We start from the raw sequence: 21,417 nt of genomic DNA on the forward strand, positions 1-21,417 counted from the left end.
AGCCTACCGGCGGCGGGATGCACGACACCCCCGGACCCGGCCGCCGCCGGACCCGGGGGTGTCGGGGCGTCAGCGGCCCTGCTCGCACTCGCCCGCGCGGCGGACGATCGAGTAGTGGTCGACCTGGCTGCCGTCCTCGGCCAGCGCGGTGACCTTCATGGTGGCGGTGCCGCCGCGGTGCGCCGGGGTGACGTCCACCTTGATGAAGGAGTAGCCGGTGTAGCGGACCCGGGACCACTCGACGGTCTCGGCGACCTTCACGCTGCCCTTGTCGAAGTGGTAGGTGACCACCTCGTCGACCCGGTTCTCGTGGCCCTCGTAGGTGTCGGGCGCGTCGAACCTGTACAGGCTCCGGCCGGCCGCGCCCGCGGTCACGTAGACCACGCCGTCCTTGGCCGGGTCGACCGTCGCGCCGCTCGGCACGGCCTTGTTGACCTTGTTGCCGAGGATCGCGTCGGTGCGCTCGTACACGTGGTTGTGGCCGTTGATGACCAGGTCCACCCGGTACTTCTCGAACAGCGGCACCCACGCGTCGCGGACACCGCCGTCCGAGGCGTGCTGGTGGGTGGTGGAGAAGGCGCAGTGGTGGAAGAAGACCACCACGAAGTCGACGGCCTCGTCGGCGCGCAGCTCGCGGAGCTTGCGCTCCAGCCACTGGGTCTGACGGCCGGCGGTGATGCCCAGGTTGGCCGGGATCTCGTAGGACACGTCGTTGGCGTCCAGCGAGATGACACCGACGTTGCCGTAGGTGAAGGAGTAGACGCCGGGGGCCTTGCGCGGGTCCGGGCCGTTGCCGGGCAGGGTGAAGCGGGCGTCGTCGCCGCCGTACCCGTTGGGCGAGTACCAGGCCTCCATGTCGTGGTTGCCGTAGGAGACCATCCACGGGACCTTCGCGGCCACCGTCTCGGTCTGCGCCAGGAAGGCGTCCCAGGTCAGCGCGTTGAAGGCGACCTTGTCGGCGTCCTGGCCCTGGCCCATCGGGTCGGCGTAGCAGATGTCGCCGGCGTGCAGGTGGAAGGCCGGCTTCTGCGCCAGGATCACGTTGTCGTTGCCCGCGGCGTGCGCGCTGACACCCTGGTCGCCGAAGGCGGTGAAGGTGAACGGCTCGAACGCGCGGTGGCCGCGGCCGTGGCGGGACGGCGCGGTGGTGAAGGTCTGCAGGGTGGAGATCGCCTGCTGGGACGCCGGGTCGAAGCCCTGGTGGCCCACGCCGTAGTAGTAGGTGGTGCCGGGCTGCAGGTGGTCCAGCTCGACGTGCAGGTAGTACTGGTCCACCGCGGTCCCGGTCGGGGTCAGCGCGGGGGTGTGCAGCGCCCGGACCTCGGCCTCGATCTTGTGGCTGAGCTCCCACGGGTGCCGGCCGAAGCGCAGGAACGGCTTCTGCACCGGCGCCGGCACCTGCCAGGACACCCGCATCTGGGTGTCGGCCTCGGCGCCGAACTGCAGGTGGCGGCCGACCGGGGCCACCAGGGAGCCGGAGACGGCGTCCGTGGTGCTACCGGCCGGGGCGGCGAACGCGGTGCCGGAGCCCAGCGCCCCGCCGACGGCGATCGCGCCGACCGTCACCGCGCTGGAGCGCAGCATGGTGCGACGGGAAAGCTTGCTGCGCAGGTACTCGTGCTGCTCCGCCATGCTCATGCGGTCGGCGAGCTTGGCGGGCACGCCCATGTTGGGGATATCCATGCGCGGAGACTTTCAGCGGCCGGTGGCCGAGAACCGCCTGGTCGGTGAACGAGCGTCATCGTGTCGGTCTGGGCGAACACATGATCTGACCATGCCTTGGTAAAGACCGCGCCACGCGGGGTTCACCGGGCCGATGATGACGGTCCGTCAAGAGGGCTGCCGGCGCGGGCCTCCGCGGCTCTCACAGCGGATCGCCGGGCACCGCCAGGTACGCCTCGCGCAGCCGCCCGATGCCCGCGGTGCCCAGCTCCCGGCCGTCGACCGCCGCGATCGGGCGCACCCCGACCGCCGCGTTGGTGGCGAACGCGGCGTCGATGCCCGCCAGTTCGGGGCCGACCGGCTCCTCGGTGCCGCCGCACGCGGCCCGCAGCAGCGCCATCGCGGTGCCCGGGAGGTACCCGCCGCGCGGCCACACCACCCGGTCACCGCGCAGGAAGCCGACGTTCCAGGTGCCGCCCTCGGTGATCCGGTCCTGGTCGTCCAGGAACAGCGCATCGTCCCAGCCGGCCAGCTGGGCCTCCCGGCGCAGCCGCAGCGCCCCGAACAGGCCGACGCTCTTCACCTGCGGCAGCTCCCGCCGGTAGCGGACGGTGCGGACCCGGATCGGCCCGGGCTCGCCGCCGCCCGCCGGACGGGTGGTCACCAGCACCCGGGGCTCGGCCGCGCCACCGATGCTGCCCAGGTCGATCGCCGGGTCGAACAGGGTGATCCGCAGGATCGCGGCGCCCCGCTGCGGCGCGAGGCGGCGGGCGAAGCCGCGGATCCGCTCCCGGTCGGGGGCGGTGCCGAACAGGGTGCGGCAGTCCCGCTCCAGCCGGGTCAGGTGCAGGTCGAGCCCGCGCACCCGGCCGTCCTCGACCAGCATGGTGGTGAAGTGCCCGTAGTTGGTCAGCGCCAGCGCCTGCAGCTGATCCGCCGTCACCGGCCGCCCGTCCAGCTCCGTCATCCCGGCAGCCCCTCCCGCACCTTCCGCGACACCCGGAACTCCTGCAGCTCCAGCGCTCCGGGCGGCGCGGCGATCCCCGGCCCGCCGGCCCGCACCCACGCGCCGATCTCCGCCACCATGTCCTCGCCCAGCACCCAGCCCAGCCACACCGGCCGCGCCCCCTGCGCCCGGCCCTGCGGCGACGGGCTCACCACCACCACGTTCGAGTGCCCGCAGGTGTCCAGGCACTCCACCACCCGCACCCGCCCGGCGTCCCCCACCTCGTCCCGCAACTGCCGCACCTGCTCCGCGTGGTCCACCCCCGGATGCTTCACCGCCGATCCGCAGCAGCACCCCCGACACACCGTCACCGTGACCATGACGACCCCGCCTCTCGTTTCCCCTGCCCCAACCAGGCCATTCTCCGCGATGCCGGCGCCGGCGCGGTAGCGAGCCCCCGCCCGGCCGCCGGTTGTGCGCCGACGGCTCTCAGTTGCATATGACTTGCAATTACAACCTGCCAAGGGAAAGGATGGCCCAGCTCGCAGCCACGTCCGGAGGGAATCCCATGCCAGCGCCCAGCCGTCTGCGCGACCGGCTCACCCGCGACGAGTGGACCCGGCTCGCCGGGATGGCCGGCTTCGTGCTGGCCCTGCACGTGGTCGGCTGGTTCACCCTGCTGGCGGTCATCGCGCCGCAGCACTACGACGTCGGCGGCCAGGTGTTCGGCGCGGGCATGGGCCTGACCGCCTACACCCTCGGCATGCGGCACGCCTTCGACGCCGACCACATCGCCGCGATCGACAACACCACCCGCAAGCTGATGGGCCAGGGCAAGCGGCCGCTCTCGGTGGGCTTCTGGTTCTCGCTCGGGCACTCCTCGATCGTCTTCGGCCTCTGCGCCCTGCTGGCCTTCGGCATCCGCTCGCTGGCCGGGCAGGTGGAGTCCGACCAGTCCGCCCTGCACACCGCGACCGGACTGATCGGCGTCAGCGTCTCCGGCACCTTCCTGGTGCTGATCGGCCTGATCAACCTGGGCGCGTTCAACGGCATCCTCAAGGTGTTCCGGAAGATGCGTCAGGGCGAGTACGACGAGGCCGAGCTGGAGCGCCAGCTGGACCGGCGCGGCTTCCTCAACCGGATCCTCGGCCGGGTCACCCGGGCGGTCACCAAGCCGTGGCACATGTACCCGGTGGGCCTGCTGTTCGGCCTCGGCTTCGACACCGCCACCGAGGTCTCGCTGCTGGTGCTGGCCGGCGGCGCGGCGGCCTTCTCGCTGCCCTGGTACGCCCTGCTGGTGCTGCCGATCCTGTTCGCGGCCGGCATGAGCCTGCTGGACACCATCGACGGCTCGTTCATGAACTTCGCCTACGAGTGGGCGTTCTCCAAGCCGGTCCGCAAGATCTACTACAACCTGACCGTCACCGGCCTGTCGGTGCTGGTCGCCCTGGTGATCGGCGTGGTCGAGCTGGTCGGCCTGCTCGCCGAGAAGCTGGACATCACCTCCGGCCCGATCGGCTGGGTCGGCTCGCTCGACCTCAACCTGGTCGGCTACGCGATCGTCGGACTGTTCGTGGTCACCTGGGCCGGCGCGCTGGCGTTCTGGAAGTTCGGCAAGGTCGAGCAGAAGTGGGGCGCCGCCCTGCGCGAGCAGGCCGACTGAGGGCCGCCGCGGCCTGACGCCGCGTCAGGAACGAAGGGGCGCCCGAGCGGTGCCCCTTTCGTCGCGTTCGGGGAGGGTTGACCGGCACAGCGGGAAGAGTTCACGTCGGCACCCTTGTCGCGTCAACTTCTACGCGCGTATCTTCGGCTCCGGATCTACGCGAGTAGCCCCGAGTGGGCGCGCGCTTCTGACGAACCCTCACCCGCCCGGCACCGGTACGGCAGCCGGGCCCCGGTCCTGCCACGAAGGAGCCCCGCAACGGTGCCCAGCCCCACCTCCGCCCGCCGCTCCCGTCGCGCCCTGCTGCGCGCCGCCCTGCCCGCCACCGTCGTCGCGTCGCTGGTGCTCGTGCCGCTGCCGAGCGCGTTCGCCACCCCGTCCACCGGTGCGGTCATCGCCGAGGTGTACGGCGGCGGCGGCAACTCCGGCGCCACGCTGAAGAACGACTTCATCGAGCTCGGCAACCCGTCCGGCGCGGCCTTCGGCCTGACCGGCTACAGCGTGCAGTACCTGCCCGGCACCCCGAGCGCCAGCAGCCAGTGGGGCGTCACCCCGCTGACCGGCTCGGTCGCGCCCGGCGGCCGCTACCTGGTCGCCGAGGGCCCCGGCGCGGGCGGCACCGTGGACCTGCCGGCCGCCGACGCCTCCGGCACCCTGGCGCTCTCCGCCACCTCCGGCACCGTCGCCCTGGTCAACGGCACCGCCGCGCTGACCTGCAAGACCGCCGCCGACTGCGCCGCCGACCCGCGGGTCGTCGACCTGGTCGGCTTCGGCACCGCCGTGGTCCGCGAGGGCAGCCCGGTCACCGGCGCCTCCAACACCAACGCGGTGGCCCGCGGCGCGGCCCTGGCCGACACCGACAACAACGCCGCCGACCTGTCGGCCGGCGCGCCGACCCCGACGAACAGCAAGGGCGAGACCACCGGCGGCAGCACCACCCCGCCGCCCCCGCCGGTCCCCGGCCCGCTGCGCATCCACGACGTCCAGGGCACCACCCGCGTCTCGCCGAAGAACGGCCAGACGGTCACCAACGTCCCCGGCGTGGTCACCGGCGTGCGCGCCTACGGCTCCAAGGGCTTCTGGATCCAGGACACCACCCCGGACGCCGACCCGGCGACCAGCGAGGGCGTCTTCGTCTACACCGGCAGCGCCAACCCGACCGTCAAGGTCGGCGACTCGGTGCTGGTCACCGGCAAGGTGAGCGAGTACTACCCGAGCAGCAGCGGCGGCTCGCAGTCCGTCACCGAGCTGACGGCCCCCCAGGTCATCGTGCTGTCCTCCGGCAACGCGGTGCCCGCGCCGGTGGTGCTGGACTCCTCGAACATCCCGGCCGCCTACACCCAGGACGCGGCCGGCGGCTCGATCGACGGCCTGACCCTGCAGCCCGGCTCCTACGCGCTCGACCTGTTCGAGTCGCTGGAGGGCATGAACGTCGAGGTCCGCGACGTGCCGGTGGTGCAGGCCACCGACAAGTACAACGAGCTGTGGGTGGACGCCCGCAGCGAGGACCCGCGTTCGGCCCGCGGCGGCGTGGTCTACCTCGGCTACGACCAGCCGAACGTCGGCCGGATCATGGTCCAGTCGCTCGCCCCGGTCGCCCAGCAGCCCTTCCCGTCCGCCAACGTCGGCGACCAGCTGACCGGCGTGACCAGCGGCCCGCTGGACTACAACCAGTTCGGCGGCTACACCATCGCCGCCAACGCGATCGGCGCGGTCCAGGACAACGGCCTGCAGCGCGAGGTCGCTTGCCCGGCGGACCGGAACGAGCTCTCGCTCGGCACCTACAACGTCGAGAACCTCGACCCGAGCGACCCGGACGAGAAGTTCGCCCAACTCGCCCAGGGCGTCGTCACCAACCTGAGCTCGCCCGACATCGTCGCCCTGGAGGAGATCCAGGACAACAACGGCGCGGTCGACGACGGCACCGTGGACGCCTCCGTCACCGTGCAGAAGTTCATCGACGCGATCAAGGCGGCCGGCGGCCCGGCCTACGACTGGCGCTCGATCAACCCGGAGAACGACAAGGACGGCGGCGAGCCCGGCGGCAACATCCGCCAGGTGTTCCTGTTCAACCCGGCGCGGGTCTCCTTCACCGACATCCCGGGCGGCGACGCCACCACCGCGGTGGACGTGACCGGCCACAACAACAAGACCAGCCTGACCGCCTCGCCCGGCCGGATCGACCCGGGCAACGAGGCCTGGACCACCAGCCGCAAGCCGCTGGTCGGCCAGTTCGAGTTCCACAACAAGCCGGTCTTCGTGATCGCCAACCACTTCAACAGCAAGGGCGGCGACCAGGGCATCGACAGCCGCTTCCAGGCCCCGAACCGCTCCTCCGAGGTGCAGCGCGGCAAGCAGGCCACGGTGGAGCAGGCCTTCGTCGCCAAGCTGCTGGACGCCGACCCGAAGGCCCGCGTGGTCTCGCTCGGCGACTTCAACGACTATCAGTTCTCGCCCGCGCTGCAGACCCTCACCAAGGACGGCGTGCTGCGCGACCTGGTGAACGAGCTGCCCGCCGACCAGCGCTACTCGTACGTCTACCAGGGCAACTCGCAGGTGCTGGACCACATCCTGGTCAGCCCCGCGCTGAAGCCGAACAAGGTGTCGTACGACGTGGTGCACATCAACAGCGAGTTCGCGGTGCAGGCCTCCGACCACGACCCGCAGGTGGTCCGCATCAAGCTGTGACCCACAGACTCTGACGCCCCGTCAGCACGTAGCCCCCGTCCGGTCGTCCCACCGGGCGGGGGCGCCGTGGTTCCGGGCCCGGGATCACCCCGGCAGCAGCGGTTCGGCGAGCAGCAGCGCGGCGAGACTGCCGGCCTCCCGGATCACGCCGCCACGGGCCAGCCGGACCGCCTCCGCGGCGGGGACCCGGCGCATCGTCATGCCCGCCTCGCCGGGGTCGCGGTGCAGGCGCCCGGCGGTCAGGCCGGTGGCCAGGAAGAGGGTGGTGACGGCGGGGGTGGTGGAGGGCAGCGGGTGGATCTCGCCGAGCCGGTGCCAGGTGTCGGCGCACCGGCCGGTCTCCTCCTCCAGTTCGCGGCGGGCTGCCGTCAGCGGATCCTCGCCGCGTTCCACGCCGCCGCCGGGCAGGTGGGGCATCCGGCGCCCCGTCAGGTAGAACTCGTCCTCCACCAGCAGCACCCGCCCGTCCTCGTCGAGGGCGACGACGCGCACCCCGTCGCGCACGTCGACGTGCTCGTACACCTCGGGGGCGGCCGGTCCCTCGACCCGGTCCAGCGACAGCCGGACGAACGGGCCCTCGTGGACCACCTCGCGGCTGACCAGGCGCCACGAGGGCACCTGGCCGCCGTCGTGCGGTGCGCCGCTCATCGGGCCGCTCGCGGGGCGCGGCGGGCTTGTCCGTACGGTCGGTGAGTCGTCGTCAGCATCCTTCGAGGATGCCGGCGGCGGGCCCTCGCGGGGCTACTTCCCGAGCGCCTTCAGCACGGCCTGCGACATCGCCCGCTCGCCCGCCGCGTTGGGGTGGAACGGCACGGTCGGCGAGCCGGGCAGCGCGCCCTCCACCCAGCGGTCGTCGGAGCACACGTCGTGGCCCCGGGTGGGGGTCAGGGTGTCGACGTAGGTGGCGCCGTTCGCGGCCGAGGTGGCGGCCAGCATGCCGTTCAACCGGCCGAGGATCCCGCGCAGGTAGGCCACGTCGCCGACGGTGACCGGCTGGCGCCCGAAGCAGCGGTTCTCGTCCTCGGGCAGCACCGAGGGGTAGCCGACCACCAGGACCCGGGCGTTCGGGGCCTTGGCGTGGATCCGCTGCAGCACGTCGGCGAGTTGCGGCGCGGCGGCGTCGATCCGGGCGGACAGGGTGTCGGCGCCGTACACCCAGGCCCACTGGCTCCAGCTCCAGTGCCCGTCGGCGTACAGGTCGTGGCAGGGGGTGCCGAGCGGGTTGACCACGGCGCCCGCCACGCAGGCCGCGATCACCTCGCCGACGCCGAGGTCGGAGGAGCCGAGGTCGTTGCCGCCGATGCCGAGGGTGACCAGTTCGGTGTCGGCGGTCACCGCGTCCAGCTGCGGGTCGTTGACCCGGATGAAGGCGTCGTACTGCGCCTCGGTCATCGCCTTCACCTTGGCCGCGCCGCAGGTGACGTCGGTGTAGGCGCGGCTGCCGAGGGCGGCCGCCACCAGGTGGCCGTAGTTGTGGTCGGAGCGCAGACAAAGGCCCGCGTACTGGCCGGGGACACCGGAGCCGGCCGCGTACGAGTCGCCGAGGGCGACGTACTTGCCGGTCGGCGCGGCCGCCTGGGCGGGGGAGGTCAGCGCGGTGAGCGCGGTGGCCAGCAGGACGCCGCCGGCCAGCACGGCGGCGCGTTTCAGGGCAGGGCGGAGCACGGTTCCTCCTGGGGGGAGAGAAACGGCGGGTGGGTGGGGGCGCGGCATTCGGGTGGGCGCCGCGTGGGGGCGTACTGCTCGGTAAGTTACTTCCGGGTTAGAGGGGTGTCCAGATCTCGCGGCGTGTCGATTTGGCGGCGAACTTCCTTGTCGGGAAAGGAATTTCGCTCCGCTCAGGAGCGCATTCGGGCGGTGGATGTTACCGGTGGGTTGACCGCCGGGCGTGCAGGCCGCAGGATCATGGCACCCGAGCAGCCCCGGAAGGACCCCGCATGGCCTACGACGCCGACGTCATCGTGATCGGAGCGGGCCTCGCGGGCCTGACCGCCACCGCCGAACTGGTGGACGCCGGACGGCGGGTGATCCTGCTCGACCAGGAACCGGCCGGCTCGCTCGGCGGGCAGGCGCACTGGTCGTTCGGCGGACTGTTCCTGGTCGACTCGCCCGAACAGCGCCGGATGCGGATCAAGGACTCCCACGAACTCGCCTGGCAGGACTGGCTGGGCACGGCCGGCTTCGACCGCGCGGAGGACGCCTGGCCGCGCCGCTGGGCCGAGGCGTACGTGGACTTCGCGGCCGGCGAGAAGCGCGCCTGGCTGCACGCCCAGGGCGTCCGGCTGTTCCCGGTGGTCGGCTGGGCCGAGCGCGGCGGCCTGCTCGCCAGCGGGCCCGGCAACTCGGTGCCGCGCTTCCACATCACCTGGGGCACCGGCCCCGGGCTGGTCGAGCCCTTCGCCCGCCGGGTCCGCGAGGGCGTCAAGCGCGGCCTGGTCGAACTGCGCTTCCGACACCGCGTCACCGGACTGGCGGCGAGCGCCGGTTCGCTGGACACCGTCACCGGCGAGGTGCTCGCGCCCAGCGCCGTGCAGCGCGGCGAGTCCAGCTCCCGCGAGGTGGCCGGCCACTTCGAACTGCGCGCCCAGGCCGTGATCGTCGCCTCCGGCGGCATCGGCGGCAACCACGAGAAGGTCCGCGCCGCCTGGCCCGAGCGGCTCGGCACCCCGCCCGAGCGGATGCTCTCCGGCGTCCCCGCCCACGTCGACGGACTGATGCTGGACGTCGCCGACGCGGCCGGCGCCCAGCTGATCAACGGCGACCGGATGTGGCACTACACCGAGGGCATCGAGAACTGGGACCCGATCTGGCCGCTGCACGGCATCCGGATCCTGCCCGGCCCGTCCTCGCTCTGGCTCGACGCCACCGGGAAGCGCCTGCCCGTCCCGCTCTTCCCCGGCTTCGACACCCTCGGCACCCTCGAACACATCATGCGCACCGGCCACCAGCACACCTGGTTCGTGCTCACCCAGAAGATCATCGAGAAGGAGTTCGCGCTCTCCGGCTCCGAGCAGAACCCCGACCTGACGGGCCGTTCGATCCGCGGCGTGCTCGGCCGCGCGCTGCCCGGCGCCACCGGCCCGGTCGAGGCCTTCAAGCGGCACGGCGCGGACTTCGTGGTCGCCGACACCCTCACCGACCTGGTGCGCGGCATGAACGAGCGGCAGGGCAAGGCGCCCGCCATCGACGAGGCCGAGCTGCGCCGCGAGGTCGAGGCGCGCGACCGCGAGATGGCCAACCCGTTCAGCAAGGACCTCCAGGTCACCGCGATCCACGGCGCCCGCCGGTACCTCGGCGACAAGCTGATCCGCACCGCCGCCCCGCACCGCCTGCTCGACCCCAAGGCCGGCCCGCTGATCGCCGTCCGCCTCAACATCCTCACCCGCAAGTCCCTCGGCGGCCTGCACACCGACCTCGACGCCCGCGTCCTGCGCCCCGACGGCACCGTCCTCGACGGCCTCTACGCGGTCGGCGAGGCCGCCGGCTTCGGCGGCGGCGGCGTCCACGGCTACCGCTCCCTCGAAGGCACCTTCCTCGGCGGCTGCCTCTTCACCGGCCGCACCGCCGGCCGCGCAGCAGCCGCAGCCACGGGCTGACGGCACGTCGGCCGGGCGGGGTACGCGCCCGGCGGGCTCAGGTCGGGCGGGCGATCCGGAACTCCGTCATCTCTGCGCCGTACCAACGGTCCGTCAGGCCGTGTTCGGTCATGCCGAGCCGGTGGCAGACCGCGGTGGAGCGGTGGTTGTCCGGGCGGACCACGGCCAGGATCTCGTCGAGGCCGTCCGCGAAGCCCTTCGCCAGGACCGCCAGGGCCGCCTCGGTCGCGTAGCCGTGGCCCCAGCTGTCGGGGTGGAGGTGCCAGCCGATCTCGACCTCGCCGTCGCCGTCCGGCAGCGGGAGCAGCAGGACCGACCCGGCGACCAGGCCGGTGTCGCGGACCTCGACCGCCCAGAGGCCGAACCGCGGGTCGGCCGAGCGCAGCCGGGACCGCTCGACGAAGGCGCGGGCCTCGGCCGCCTCGGCCATCGCCCGCGGCGCGCTGCCGAGCCATCGGGCGACCTCCCACCGCGCGTAGGTGTCGAAGGCGCGGTCGAGGTCGCCCCCGGTCCACTGACGGACGGTCAGCCGCTCGGTGTCGAGCACGACTTCCGCCCTCCCGCCGGTCTCCGCCATGGCAGCCCTCCCCGGGGACGTCGAAGGCCCCAGCCTAGCCATGTGACATGGCATCACACGACTGATCGGAAAGGTTCCTGACGGTTCGTGGCCCGAAATCCTTGACGCGGATGATTGGTCCAGTCCAATCTTTGTGACGCGCTCCCCACAAGGCGTGAGGCTCCCACCCGGCCGCCAGGCCGACGCACCTACCGGACAACCCCACTTCTCCGGAGGTACCTCCATGCTTGAACGGGCCACACCCGCCCACGAGTCGGCGCGACGGACCGCGCCCCGCCGGCGGGCCGGCGCGCTCGCGGTGGCCGCCGCCATGACGGTCGGCTCCACGGCGCTCGCGGTGTCCCTCGGCAGCGCTTCGGCGGCCACCGTCAACCTGCTCGGCAACCCGGGCTTCGAGGCCGGCGCACTGACCGGCTGGACCTGCACCAACGGCTCGGTGGTCACCACCCCGGTGCACTCCGGCTCGTACGCGCTGAACGGCGCGGCCACCGCCTCGGACACCGCGCAGTGCCAGCAGACCGTCGCCGTCCAGCCCAACACCCAGTACTCGCTGAGCGGCTGGGTCAAGGGCAGCTACGTCTACCTGGGCGCCACCGGCACCGGCGTGAACGCCTCCACCTGGAGCCCGTCGGCGCCGAACTACACCCAGCTGAGCACCACGTTCAAGACCGGTGCGAGCACCACCTCGGTCACCGTCTTCACCCACGGCTGGTACGGCCAGGGCGCCTACCAGGCCGACGACCTCAGCCTGACCGGCCCGGCCACGACCTCCACCAGCCCGAGTGCCAGCGCGAGTGCCAGCGCCAGCACCAGCGCCTCGGCCAGCCCGAGCGGCAGCGCCTCGGCGAGCCCGTCCACCAGCGCCGGCCCGTCCGGCAGCAGCAGCCCGTCGACCAGCGCCTCGCCGTCCGCCTCGGCCAGCTCCAGCTCGGGCACCGGCAACGGCCCCGGCGGCGACGGCAAGATCACCGTCCCGGGCGGGGTCACCGTCAGCCGCACCACGGCCAACGCGGTGGTGCTCGGCTGGACGGCGTCGACCGACTCCACCGACAACTACGTCGGCTACAAGGTCTGGTCGAACAACCAGCTGGTGGGCACCTCGATGGGCACCTCGATCGCGGTCAGCTCGCTGCTGCCGAACACCTCGTACACCTTCACCGTGCAGGCGTACGACAAGGCCGGCCACGCCTCCCAGCAGTCCGCGCCGGTGACCACCACCACGTCCGCCGCGCCCGCCGCCAAGCCGCTCAAGTCCGCCTACTTCGACCAGTGGTCGGTCTACGACGCCGCCTACTACCCGAAGAACGTGAACACCTCCGGCGCGGCCGCCAAGCTGGACGTGATCAGCTACGCGTTCGAGAACATCCACCCGACCAACCTCAACTGCTTCGAGGCGGTCAAGGCCTCCGACGCCACCCACGAGGACAACCCGAACGCGGGCGACGGCGCGGCCGACGCGTACGCCGACTACCAGATGGACTACACCGGCGCGATCAGCGTGGACGGCAGCGCCGACGACTGGCAGCAGCCGCTGAAGGGCAACTTCAACCAGCTGCGCCAGCTGAAGGCCAAGAACCCGAACCTGCGGATCACCCTGTCGCTCGGCGGCTGGACCTACTCCAAGTACTTCTCCGACGCGGCGGCCACCGACGCCTCGCGCAAGAAGCTGGTGTCCTCCTGCCTCGACATGTTCCTCAAGGGCAACCTGCCGACCGGCGTGGCCGGCGACGCCTCCGGCGGTGCGGCCACCGCGGCCGGCATCTTCGACGGCATCGACATCGACTGGGAGTACCCGGGCTCGGCCGGCGGCCACACCGGCAACCACTACTCGGCCGCCGACAAGCAGAACTTCACCGCCCTGCTCGCCGAGTTCCGCAGCCAGCTGGACTCCTACGGCGCGAGCGTCGGCAAGCGCTTCCTGCTCACCGCGGCGCTGCCCAGCGGCCAGGACAAGATCCAGTACCTGGAGACCGACAAGATCGGCCAGTACCTGGACTACGCCGACATCATGACCTACGACATGCACGGCTCCTGGGACGCCACCGGCCCGACCAACTTCCAGGACCCGCTGCACGACAGCCCGAGCGACCCGACCACGCCGATCACCCCCGGCACCCGCAAGTACAACGTGGACACCACGCTCACCGCGTACACCACCGGCCTGCCCGAGTACGGCATCGCGGGCGGCTTCCCGGCGAACAAGATCGTGCTGGGCATCCCGTTCTACTGGCGCGGCTGGACCGGCGTCCAGGCCGGGGCGAACTACGGCCTCTACCAGGCGGCGACCGGCGGCACCCCCGCCAAGCCCGGCAGCCAGGAGGCCGGCCTGGCCAGCTGGCGCGAGCTCACGCTGACCGCCCAGAACACCCACTGGGACCCGGTGACCGAGAGCACCTGGGTCTACGACGGCACCAACTTCTGGACCGGTGACAACCCGCAGGCCATCCAGGCCCGCGCGGCCTACGCCAAGTCCAAGGGCCTGGCCGGCATGTTCGCCTTCGCCCTGGAGAACGACGACGACTCCTCGACCCTGCTGAACAGCATCGCCACCAGCCTCGGCTGACGGCCCGTCCGACCGGCGGCCCGCCGCGCCCACCCCATGGGGCGCGGCGGGCCGTCCCACACCCGGGCGCACCGGGGCGCTTGGGCCGGTCTTGACCCCGCCTTGGCCTTCCCGTGAACGGGCTGGGAGCGGCTGGGAGCTTGATGAGGACGTACCTTACGATCATCAGGTGCCGAGCCTGACCGGAGTACCGATCCAGATCATCGCCAGCCTGCTGGCGATCGCCGCCTTCGCCGCCACCATGTGGCTGTGGCCCCGCCTCGGCGGGCGCAGCTGGCGTGCCTGGCTCGGCCGGCTCGGCGCCTTCTTCGGCACGCAGGTCACGGTGCTGGTCGCGATGGGCCTGGTCGCCAACTCCTACTTCGGCTTCTACTCCACCTGGAGCGACCTACTCGGCCTGGACGGCAAGCCCGGCACCGTCGTCGACCACCAGCCCGGCGGCAAGGCCGTCGCGGTCACCGGCGAGCAGAAGATGTACTCCGCGCAGGGCTCCGCGCAGGACCGTTCCGGCGTGATCCAGCAGGTCGAGATCCGCGGCGCCCGCTCCGGCCTCACCGGCACCCCCGCGTACGTCTACCTGCCGCCGCAGTACTTCCAGCCCGCCTACGCCGGCACCCGCTTCCCGATGCTGCTGGCGCTCTCCGGCTACCCCGGCACCCCCGAGAAGCTGATCTCGCTGCTCCAGTACCCGGCCTCCACGCTGAAGGCGATCGAGGCCAAGGAGCTGCCGCCGACCGTGCTGGTGATGATGCGGCCCACCCTGGTCGGCAACCGCGACACCGAGTGCATGGACGTCCCCGGCGGCCCGCAGGTCGAGACCTTCTTCACCGAGGACCTGCCGAAGGCGATGGCCGCCGACTACCGGGTCGACGCCCGGCCCGACGCGCACGCCGTGGTCGGCGACTCCACCGGCGGCTACTGCGCGCTCAAGTTCGCCCTGCGCCGTCCCGACGCCTACCGCTCGGCGATCTCGCTCTCCGGCTACTACGAGGTCCACAACGACCCCACCACCGGCGACCTGTTCAACGGCAGCCCCGAGGTCAAGCGCGACAACGACCTGCTGTGGCGCCTGCAGACCCAGCCCGCCCCGCCGGTGTCGCTGCTCCTCGCCACCAGCCTCAACGAGGAGAACTACCCCGCCACCCAGCAGATGGTCGCCGCCTTCAAGGCCCCGACCAAGCTGTCCACCATCACGCTGGACACCGGCGGCCACAACTTCCACACCTGGACCCGCGAGATCCCGCCGGCCCTCACCTGGCTCGGCCAGCGCCTCGCCCACCCGGCGCCCACGGCCTGACCCGCCGTCACCCGTCCGCACCGCAGATCACAGGCCGCTCATAGCCCGGTCTCATCAAGCTTTCAGCGTGGCCACCGAGCGTAGCTCCCATGACCACGTCCAGTTCCGTTCCTCCGACCAGCGAGCCGTGGCCCGAGGCCGCGAACTACCCGCCGCCCGCGCCTCCCGCGGCCCCCGGCGGGGCGACCGCCTGGCCCGCCTCCCCGCCCGCCGAGGCGGAGCGCGAGCGGCCCGTCGAGACGCTGTTCCCGCCCGTCGCGCTGCCGCCCACCGGCCCGAAGGGACCGTCGTCCTGGGCCGACCGGCTGCGCACGCTGCCCGCCCGCGCCCTGCGCGGACGCCCTGACGACCCGCACTGGGTGCGCCCGGCCTTCCTCGGCCTGCTGCTGGCCACCGCCGTCCTCTACTTCTGGAACCTGACCGCCTCCGGCTGGGCCAACTCCTTCTACTCGGCCGCGGTGCAGGCCGGCAGCGTCAGCTGGAAGGCGATGTTCTTCGGCTCCTCCGACTCGGCGAACTTCATCACCGTCGACAAGCCGCCGCTCTCGCTGTGGCCGATGGCGCTCTCCGTCCGGATCTTCGGCCTCAGCTCGGCCGGCCTGCTCGCCCCGCAGGTGCTGATGGGCGTGGCGACGGTGGCCACCGTGTACGCCACCGTCCGGCGGCGCTTCTCCGCGCTCGGCGGCCTGGTGGCCGGCGCCGCGCTGGCGCTCACCCCGGTCGCGGCGCTGATGTTCCGCTTCAACAACCCGGACGCGCTCCTGGTGCTGCTGCTCACGCTGGCCGCGTACGGCACCGTCCGGGCCACCGAGACCGCCTCCACCCGCTGGCTGGTCTTCACCGGCGTGATGTTCGGCCTCGGCTTCCTCACCAAGACCCTGCAGGCCTTCCTGGTGCTGCCCGCCTTCGCGCTCGTCTACCTGGTCACCGCGCCGACCGGCCTCGGCCGGCGCTTCCGCCAGGTGCTGCTCGGCGGACTGGCGATGGTGCTCTCGGCCGGCTGGTGGGTCGCGATCGTCGAGCTGATGCCGGCCTCCGCCCGCCCGTACATCGGCGGCTCGCAGGACAACTCCTTCCTCTCCGTCACCTTCGGCTACAACGGCTTCGGCCGGATCACCGGCGACGAGACCGGCAGCGTCGGCGGCGGTGGTGGCGGCCGCGGCGGCAACGGCGGCGGGATGTGGGGCAGCACCGGCATCACCCGGCTCTTCGACGGCGACATCGGCGGCCAGATCGCCTGGCTGATGCCCGCCGCGCTGATCCTGCTGGTCCTCGGCCTCTGGGCGACCCGCCGCTACGCCCGCACCGACACCGCCCGGGCCGCGTTCCTGGTCTGGGGCGGCTGGCTGGTCTGCACCGCGCTGACCTTCAGCTTCATGTCCGGCATCTTCCACCAGTACTACACGGTCGCCCTCGCCCCGGCGGTCGCCGCGGTGGTCGGCATGGGCGTCGACGGCCTCTGGAAGGTCCGCCACCGCCTGCCCTACGCCGCCGTGCTGGCCGCCGTCACCGCGGTCACCGGCTGGTGGGCGTACGTGCTGCTCGGCCGCAGCGCCGCGTTCGTGCCCTGGCTGCGCTGGGCGGTCCTGATCGGCGGGCTGCTGGCCGCGGCGGCGCTGCTCGCGGCCGGTCGGATCAGCGGCACCCTCGGCGGCCGGATCGCCGCCGTGGCGGGCCTCACCGCCCTCGCCGCCGGCCTGGCAGGTCCGGCCGCCTACGCGGTCGACACCGTCTCCACCGGCCACAGCGGCTCCATCGTCACCGCCGGCCCGCGGGTGCAGAGCGCCGACGGCTTCGGCGGGATGCGCGGCGGAGGCGGCCGGATGTTCGGCGGCGGCCAGGGCCGCACCGGCAACCTCCCGGCCTTCCCCGGCGGCCAGAACGGCGGCGGTCAGGGCGGCATGGGCCAAGGCGGCACCGGCAACCTCCCGGCGTTCCCCGGCGGCCAGAACGGCACGGGGCAGAACGGCACCGGCACCGGCCAGAACGGCTTCCCCGGCGGCACCGGACGGTTCGGCGGCGACGGCCGTGGCGGCATGGGCGGCATGGGCGGGATGGGCGGTGGCATGGGGGGCCTGCTCGGCGGCACCCAGGTCTCCGACGAGGTCGCCGCGCTGCTCAAGCAGGACGCCGGCAAGTACACCTGGGCCGCCGCCGCGGTCGGCTCGCAGAACCAGGCCAGCTACCAACTCGCCAGCGGCGAACCGGTGATGGCGCTCGGCGGCTTCAACGGCAGCGACCCCTCGCTCTCCCTGGACGGCTTCAAGCAGCTGGTCCAGGACGGCAAGGTGCACTGGTTCATCGGCGGTGGCGGCATGGGCGGCGGTATGGGCGGCAGCAACTACTCCTCGGAGATCGCTTCCTGGGTGCAGTCCACCTTCACGGCCAAGACCGTCGGCAACACCACCCTGTACGACCTGACCTCGGCGAAGGCCACCGGCTGACCCCGCCCCCCCTCAGGACCCCCGAGGCCGCCCGGCTCCTCTCCCCCCTTTGGGAGCCGGGCGGCCTCGGGCCGTTTCGTTTCTCCTGACGATTCGTCAGCCGCCGCAGAGCGAGAGCATGGTCTTCTTGTCGGCGGGCGTCACGGGCAGCTGGTACTTCAGCGAGACCTGCGCCCAGCGGATCGCGTAGGCGCAGTGCACCTGGGTGTTGGCGGGCAGCCAGCTCGCCGGTCCGGAGTCGCCCTTGGACGCGTTCTGCGAGCCGTCCGCCGGGATCAGGTTGAGCGGGTCGTTGGCGATCTGCACCCGCTTGGCCTTGTCCCACTGCGCGGCGCCCTGCTGCCAGTCGTAGGACAGCGGCATCACGTGGTCGATCTGGATCTTCGACGCCTGCTGCTTGGTGAACGCCACGGTCTTGCCGGTGTACGGGTCCCAGATCGTCATCCCGGTGACCACGCACGCCGAGCCGTCCTTGTGCTCGACCTTCTGCCCGTCCCGCGCCAGCACGTCGTCCCGGGTCCCGCAGTCGTTGTGGCCGTACGGGATGCCGTCGACGTTGTCCGTCCAGGCCGGCCCGAACTGGTCCCGGTCGTAGCCGGTCTTCGGCCCCGGGTCGGCGGTCTTCACCTTGCCGATCAGGTCCCGCCCCGCCTTCCGGTCCTGGTCCGAACTCACCGGCAGCAGACCGGGCTTGGTCCCGTCCGGGTTCTGCAGCGGATTCGTGCCCCGGGCCGCGCCGGGCTTCGCCGAATCCCCTGACGACTTACCACCCCCGGTACACCCGCTCAGCGCGAGCGATCCGAGCAACACGACGGCAACGAGAGCACTACGGCGGGGGCGCACGGCATTCCTCTACGGCTGAGGGACTCTGACGGCCCACCACCCCACCAGTCCCCCCGATCCCCGGTCAAGCCGACCACACAGACACGCCCCCGGCATGACCCACCTCACACCCCGCCCACCCGCCACCCCGCCGTCTCCCCCGTCCGCCCTGCTCAGCCCCCGGTCCCGCTCCGCTCAGCCGCCGATCCCCGACATCGGCCCGGCCTCGCCCCCCTCACCCTCCCCCTCCTCCCTCGCCTCCTTCTGCTCGCCTCCGCTCAGCCCCCGATCGCCGACATCGGCCGGTCCGGCCGGACGAATTCCGCCGAGGAGATCTGGTGCCCCGGCCCCTTGCGGGCGATCGTCGCGCGCCAGGCCTCCTCGATCCGGCGGTCGTCGGCGTCGCCGCGCAGCAGCGCTCGCAGGTCGGACTCCTCGGTCGCGAAGAGGCAGTTGCGGAGTTGGCCGTCCGCGGTGAGGCGGACCCGGTCGCAGCCGCCGCAGAAGGGGCGGGTGACGGAGGCGATGACGCCGATCACGGTGTCGGTGCCGGCGATCCGCCACTCCTCGGCGGGGGCGTTGCCGTGCCGGCCGACCGGAACGAGCTGCCAGCGTTCGCCGAGGACGGCGAGGATCTCGTCGGCGGTGACCATGGTGTCGCGCTGCCAGGCGCCCTGCGCGTCCAGCGGCATCGACTCGATGAACCGCATCCGGTAGCCGTGCTCGGCGGCGAACTCGACCAGCTCGACCAGTTCGTCGTCGTTGACGCCGCGCACCGGCACCGCGTTGATCTTCACCGGCGCCAGCCCGGCGTCCCGGGCCGCGGCCATCCCGGCGAACACGTCGGCGATCCGGTCGCGGCGGGTGAGCGCGGCGTACCGCTCGGGGCGCAGGGTGTCCAGGCTGACGTTCACCCGGTGCAGTCCGGCGTCCTTCAACTCCCCTGCCATCCGGGCGAGTCCGATGCCGTTGGTGGTGAGGGAGAGTTCCACGCCGAGCTCGGCGAAGCCGCGGACCAAGCCGGGCAGGCCGCGCCGGAGCAGGGGTTCGCCGCCGGTCAGGCGCAGGGTGCGGATACCGAGGCGGTGGACGGCGATCCGGGCGAGGCGGAGCAGCTCGTGGTCGGTGAGCACCTCGGCCTTGGGCAGCCAGTCGAGTCCTTCGGCGGGCATGCAGTAGGTGCAGCGCAGGTTGCACCGGTCGGTGAGGGAGATCCGCAGGTCGGTGTGGATCCGGCCGTACCGGTCGGTCAGCGGTGCGGGGGCGTCGCCGGGGGCGTCTGTGGTGCGCGGTGCCATCCGCCCAGTGAAGGCGATGGCTGCTGCGGGGTCCAGCGGCGGAACGGCCGGGAGCGGCGGGGCGGCGGCGGGCGGCCGCTGTTCGATCGTCCAAGGACCGCGGCCCGGCCGTGGGGGCAGACTGGCCGCATGACCGAGTTGCGGGTGCCGGCCCTGGTGCTGGCGGCGGGCGGCGGATCCCGACTGGGCGGCCGGCCCAAGGCGCTGCTGCGCCTGCGCGGCCGTCCGCTGCTGGAGCACGCGCTGGCGGTGGCCCGGGACGGCGGGTGCGCCGGGACGGCGGCAGTGCTGGGGGCGTCGGCGGCGGAGGTCCGGGAGCGGGTGGAGACCGGCGACTGTCGACTCATCGACAATCCTGACTGGGCGAGCGGCATGGCCTCCTCGCTGCGGGCGGGCCTGGCGGCGCTGCCGCCGGAGGCGAGCGCCGTGCTGGTGCTGCTGGTCGACACCCCGGGCGTGACCGCCGAGGCGGTCCGGCGGCTGCTGGCCGCCCACAACGACCGTACCGACCTGCTGTCCTGCGCGTACGGCGGCCGCCGGGCGCATCCGGTGCTGATCGGCGCCGCGCACTTCCCCGAGCTGCTGGCCACCGCCACCGGCGACGCGGGCGCCCGCACGCTGCTGGCCACCCGCCCGGTGACCCTGGTCGACTGCACCGGCATCGCCGTCCCGGACGACCTGGACACGCCGGCCGACCTGGCCCGCTGGGGCGTCGAGTGAGCCGAGCCGGCTCGCCCGGGACTGACGGGCCGTCAGCCGAGTGCGCCCCCGGCGCGCGCCGGGCCGCGCACCTTTCGGATCTCTCAACTCCGATGGAGGATTCCCTCATTCCGCACCGGGCAGGCCCGCCGATCAGCGAGGATGGAGGCCGCTCCTGCTCATCGCGACCGGAACGGAGGGTGACCGCCATGCCGCTGCCCGAGGACGCCGGGGAGCCGGCCCGGTTCGCGGCCGGTTCGCCGTCGGGGGCCAGTGAGATCCGCTGCCCGGCCTGCCGCCGGGAGCACCGGTACGAGCCGCCGAGCCTGCCGTGCCCGTGCGGGGCGCAGCTGCGGGTGCCGCTGCTGCGCGGCGGGGTGCCGGTCCAGGTGCGGTTCCGGTCCTGGGAGGACTCCTGGCTGAGCATGCGCTGTCCGCACTGCGGGCACAGCGACCAGTGGCCGCAGCCGGAGTTCACCTGCAACTGCGGCGCGACGGTGCGGCTGCCGGTGGACCGCTCGCCGCGGCTGCAGAGCGCCGGCCCGCGCACCACCCGGCCCGCCGCGGCGCGGCCGTACACCACGGCGGTGCCGCCGACCGGGCAGCCGGATCCGCTGGCGGCGGGTTCGGGTTCGGCGCGGCTGCTGCGTCCGCCGTTCCGTCCGCAGCCGGTGCGCACCCCACAGGACGCGGTGCTGACGGCGGCGCGGTATCTGCAGTGGCTGGGATTCGACGACCTGGAGCTGACGCCGGGTCAGGAACGGGACTCCACGGCACTGTTGGGATCGCGCCTGGTGGCCTGGGTGGACACCTGGACCGAGGCGGCGGACGTCCGCTCGGTGGAGTGCCTGTGGCTGGAGACCCTGCACAGCGAGCAGGTCGCGGCGGCGATGTTCACCGTGGCCGGGTACTCCCGCCAGGCCCTGGTCCGCGGCGAGCAGCTGCTGGTGGCGCTGTTCACGCTGGACGCCGCCGGCATCCCGCAGCCGGCGAACGGCGCGGCCGAGGCGTTGATGGAAACCGGCTGGACGTCCTGAGGCGTACGCCGGCGCCCGCCGTTCGGATCACGCCGTTCCGGATTTCCTGACGCTCGTGATCTGGTGCACAAGCGCGACCGCGTGTTGAATTGCCGCCACGGCGCGGGCCCTTGGGGAGGGTGCGC

General features: G+C 72.8%; 16 protein-coding genes. 8 read left to right on the plus strand and 8 right to left on the minus strand.

The window, feature by feature from the left end; all coding sequences use genetic code 11:
* Window positions 1-69 precede the first annotated feature (69 nt).
* The 3 genes from AB0K51_RS11880 to AB0K51_RS11890 all read right to left on the minus strand — a co-directional run bounded on the left by AB0K51_RS11880 (window position 70) and on the right by AB0K51_RS11890 (window position 2,928).
* A complete protein-coding gene (locus tag AB0K51_RS11880; protein WP_363453273.1) occupies window positions 70-1,683 on the minus strand; it encodes a metallophosphoesterase family protein in 1,614 nt (537 codons plus the stop codon).
* A gap of 181 nt (window positions 1,684-1,864) precedes the next feature.
* Window positions 1,865-2,629: an aminotransferase class IV gene (locus AB0K51_RS11885; protein ID WP_363453275.1), complete on the minus strand. Its 765-nt coding sequence runs from the start codon at window positions 2,627-2,629 to the stop codon at window positions 1,865-1,867.
* The gene (locus AB0K51_RS11890) at window positions 2,626-2,928 is read right to left on the minus strand and encodes a (2Fe-2S) ferredoxin domain-containing protein (RefSeq protein WP_363453277.1); all 303 of its coding nucleotides are present in this window, start codon (window positions 2,926-2,928) and stop codon (window positions 2,626-2,628) included. The genes AB0K51_RS11885 and AB0K51_RS11890 overlap by 4 nt, the downstream gene beginning before the upstream one ends.
* Window positions 2,929-3,176: 248 nt before the next feature.
* Here AB0K51_RS11890 and AB0K51_RS11895 point away from each other — a divergent pair, with 248 nt between their 5' ends.
* Together AB0K51_RS11895 and AB0K51_RS11900 are read left to right on the plus strand one after the other, a co-directional pair.
* Window positions 3,177-4,271, plus strand: a complete 1,095-nt coding sequence (locus tag AB0K51_RS11895) for a HoxN/HupN/NixA family nickel/cobalt transporter (RefSeq protein WP_363453279.1) — start codon at window positions 3,177-3,179, stop codon at window positions 4,269-4,271.
* Between the two features lie 261 nt (window positions 4,272-4,532).
* Window positions 4,533-6,959, plus strand: a complete 2,427-nt coding sequence (locus AB0K51_RS11900; RefSeq protein ID WP_363453281.1) for an endonuclease/exonuclease/phosphatase family protein — start codon at window positions 4,533-4,535, stop codon at window positions 6,957-6,959.
* Between the two features lie 84 nt (window positions 6,960-7,043).
* Here AB0K51_RS11900 and AB0K51_RS11905 read toward each other — a convergent pair whose 3' ends face one another.
* Window positions 7,044-7,607, minus strand: a complete 564-nt coding sequence (locus tag AB0K51_RS11905) for an NUDIX hydrolase (RefSeq protein ID WP_363453283.1) — start codon at window positions 7,605-7,607, stop codon at window positions 7,044-7,046.
* Between the two features lie 93 nt (window positions 7,608-7,700).
* Window positions 7,701-8,624: an SGNH/GDSL hydrolase family protein gene (locus tag AB0K51_RS11910; RefSeq protein ID WP_363453285.1), complete on the minus strand. Its 924-nt coding sequence runs from the start codon at window positions 8,622-8,624 to the stop codon at window positions 7,701-7,703.
* A 272-nt stretch (window positions 8,625-8,896) separates the two neighbouring features.
* Between AB0K51_RS11910 and AB0K51_RS11915 the strand changes: the two genes are divergently transcribed.
* Entirely contained in the window at window positions 8,897-10,555 is a 1,659-nt protein-coding gene (locus tag AB0K51_RS11915) for an FAD-binding dehydrogenase (RefSeq protein ID WP_363453287.1), read from the plus strand.
* A gap of 37 nt (window positions 10,556-10,592) precedes the next feature.
* Here the strand turns inward: AB0K51_RS11915 and AB0K51_RS11920 are convergent, their stop codons facing one another.
* The gene (locus AB0K51_RS11920) at window positions 10,593-11,132 is read right to left on the minus strand and encodes a GNAT family N-acetyltransferase (RefSeq protein ID WP_363453289.1); all 540 of its coding nucleotides are present in this window, start codon (window positions 11,130-11,132) and stop codon (window positions 10,593-10,595) included.
* Between the two features lie 223 nt (window positions 11,133-11,355).
* Between AB0K51_RS11920 and AB0K51_RS11925 the strand changes: the two genes are divergently transcribed.
* The 3 genes from AB0K51_RS11925 (at window position 11,356) to AB0K51_RS11935 (ending at window position 17,436) form a co-directional block, all read left to right on the plus strand.
* On the plus strand, window positions 11,356-13,695 hold the full coding sequence (locus tag AB0K51_RS11925; RefSeq protein ID WP_363453291.1) for a glycosyl hydrolase family 18 protein: 2,340 nt from the start codon (window positions 11,356-11,358) through the stop codon (window positions 13,693-13,695).
* A gap of 169 nt (window positions 13,696-13,864) precedes the next feature.
* Window positions 13,865-14,992, plus strand: coding sequence for an alpha/beta hydrolase-fold protein (locus tag AB0K51_RS11930; RefSeq protein WP_363453293.1), 1,128 nt, complete (start codon window positions 13,865-13,867; stop codon window positions 14,990-14,992).
* A gap of 89 nt (window positions 14,993-15,081) precedes the next feature.
* The gene (locus AB0K51_RS11935; protein ID WP_363453295.1) at window positions 15,082-17,436 is read left to right on the plus strand and encodes a glycosyltransferase family 39 protein; all 2,355 of its coding nucleotides are present in this window, start codon (window positions 15,082-15,084) and stop codon (window positions 17,434-17,436) included.
* A gap of 96 nt (window positions 17,437-17,532) precedes the next feature.
* Here the strand turns inward: AB0K51_RS11935 and AB0K51_RS11940 are convergent, their stop codons facing one another.
* Both AB0K51_RS11940 and moaA read right to left on the minus strand, forming a co-directional pair.
* Window positions 17,533-18,279, minus strand: a complete 747-nt coding sequence (locus AB0K51_RS11940; RefSeq protein ID WP_363453297.1) for an HNH endonuclease family protein — start codon at window positions 18,277-18,279, stop codon at window positions 17,533-17,535.
* A gap of 257 nt (window positions 18,280-18,536) precedes the next feature.
* Window positions 18,537-19,556, minus strand: coding sequence for a GTP 3',8-cyclase MoaA (moaA, locus tag AB0K51_RS11945; RefSeq protein WP_363453299.1), 1,020 nt, complete (start codon window positions 19,554-19,556; stop codon window positions 18,537-18,539).
* 129 nt (window positions 19,557-19,685) lie between these two features.
* On the opposite strand from moaA, the gene AB0K51_RS11950 reads away from it, so the two are divergent.
* Window positions 19,686-20,276 (plus strand): nucleotidyltransferase family protein, encoded by a 591-nt coding sequence (locus tag AB0K51_RS11950; protein ID WP_363453301.1) that lies wholly within the window; start codon window positions 19,686-19,688, stop codon window positions 20,274-20,276.
* 188 nt (window positions 20,277-20,464) lie between these two features.
* Window positions 20,465-21,292 carry a hypothetical protein gene (locus AB0K51_RS11955; RefSeq protein ID WP_363453303.1) on the plus strand — a complete coding sequence of 276 codons (828 nt, stop codon included), beginning with the start codon at window positions 20,465-20,467 and terminating at the stop codon, window positions 21,290-21,292.
* Window positions 21,293-21,417 lie beyond the last annotated feature (125 nt).

The organism is Kitasatospora sp. NPDC049285 (assembly GCF_040678815.1).
GTDB lineage: Bacteria > Actinomycetota > Actinomycetes > Streptomycetales > Streptomycetaceae > Kitasatospora.

Coding starts and splice junctions, on each gene's coding strand:
- AB0K51_RS11955 (WP_363453303.1), top strand. CDS start 20,465: ATGCCGCTGCCCGAGGACGCCGGGGAGCCGGCCCGGTTCGCGGCCGGT.
- moaA (WP_363453299.1), bottom strand. CDS start 19,556: ATGGCACCGCGCACCACAGACGCCCCCGGCGACGCCCCCGCACCGCTG.
- AB0K51_RS11885 (WP_363453275.1), bottom strand. CDS start 2,629: ATGACGGAGCTGGACGGGCGGCCGGTGACGGCGGATCAGCTGCAGGCG.
- AB0K51_RS11895 (WP_363453279.1), top strand. CDS start 3,177: ATGCCAGCGCCCAGCCGTCTGCGCGACCGGCTCACCCGCGACGAGTGG.
- AB0K51_RS11905 (WP_363453283.1), bottom strand. CDS start 7,607: ATGAGCGGCGCACCGCACGACGGCGGCCAGGTGCCCTCGTGGCGCCTG.
- AB0K51_RS11920 (WP_363453289.1), bottom strand. CDS start 11,132: ATGGCGGAGACCGGCGGGAGGGCGGAAGTCGTGCTCGACACCGAGCGG.
- AB0K51_RS11925 (WP_363453291.1), top strand. CDS start 11,356: ATGCTTGAACGGGCCACACCCGCCCACGAGTCGGCGCGACGGACCGCG.
- AB0K51_RS11935 (WP_363453295.1), top strand. CDS start 15,082: ATGACCACGTCCAGTTCCGTTCCTCCGACCAGCGAGCCGTGGCCCGAG.
- AB0K51_RS11950 (WP_363453301.1), top strand. CDS start 19,686: ATGACCGAGTTGCGGGTGCCGGCCCTGGTGCTGGCGGCGGGCGGCGGA.
- AB0K51_RS11915 (WP_363453287.1), top strand. CDS start 8,897: ATGGCCTACGACGCCGACGTCATCGTGATCGGAGCGGGCCTCGCGGGC.
- AB0K51_RS11880 (WP_363453273.1), bottom strand. CDS start 1,683: ATGGATATCCCCAACATGGGCGTGCCCGCCAAGCTCGCCGACCGCATG.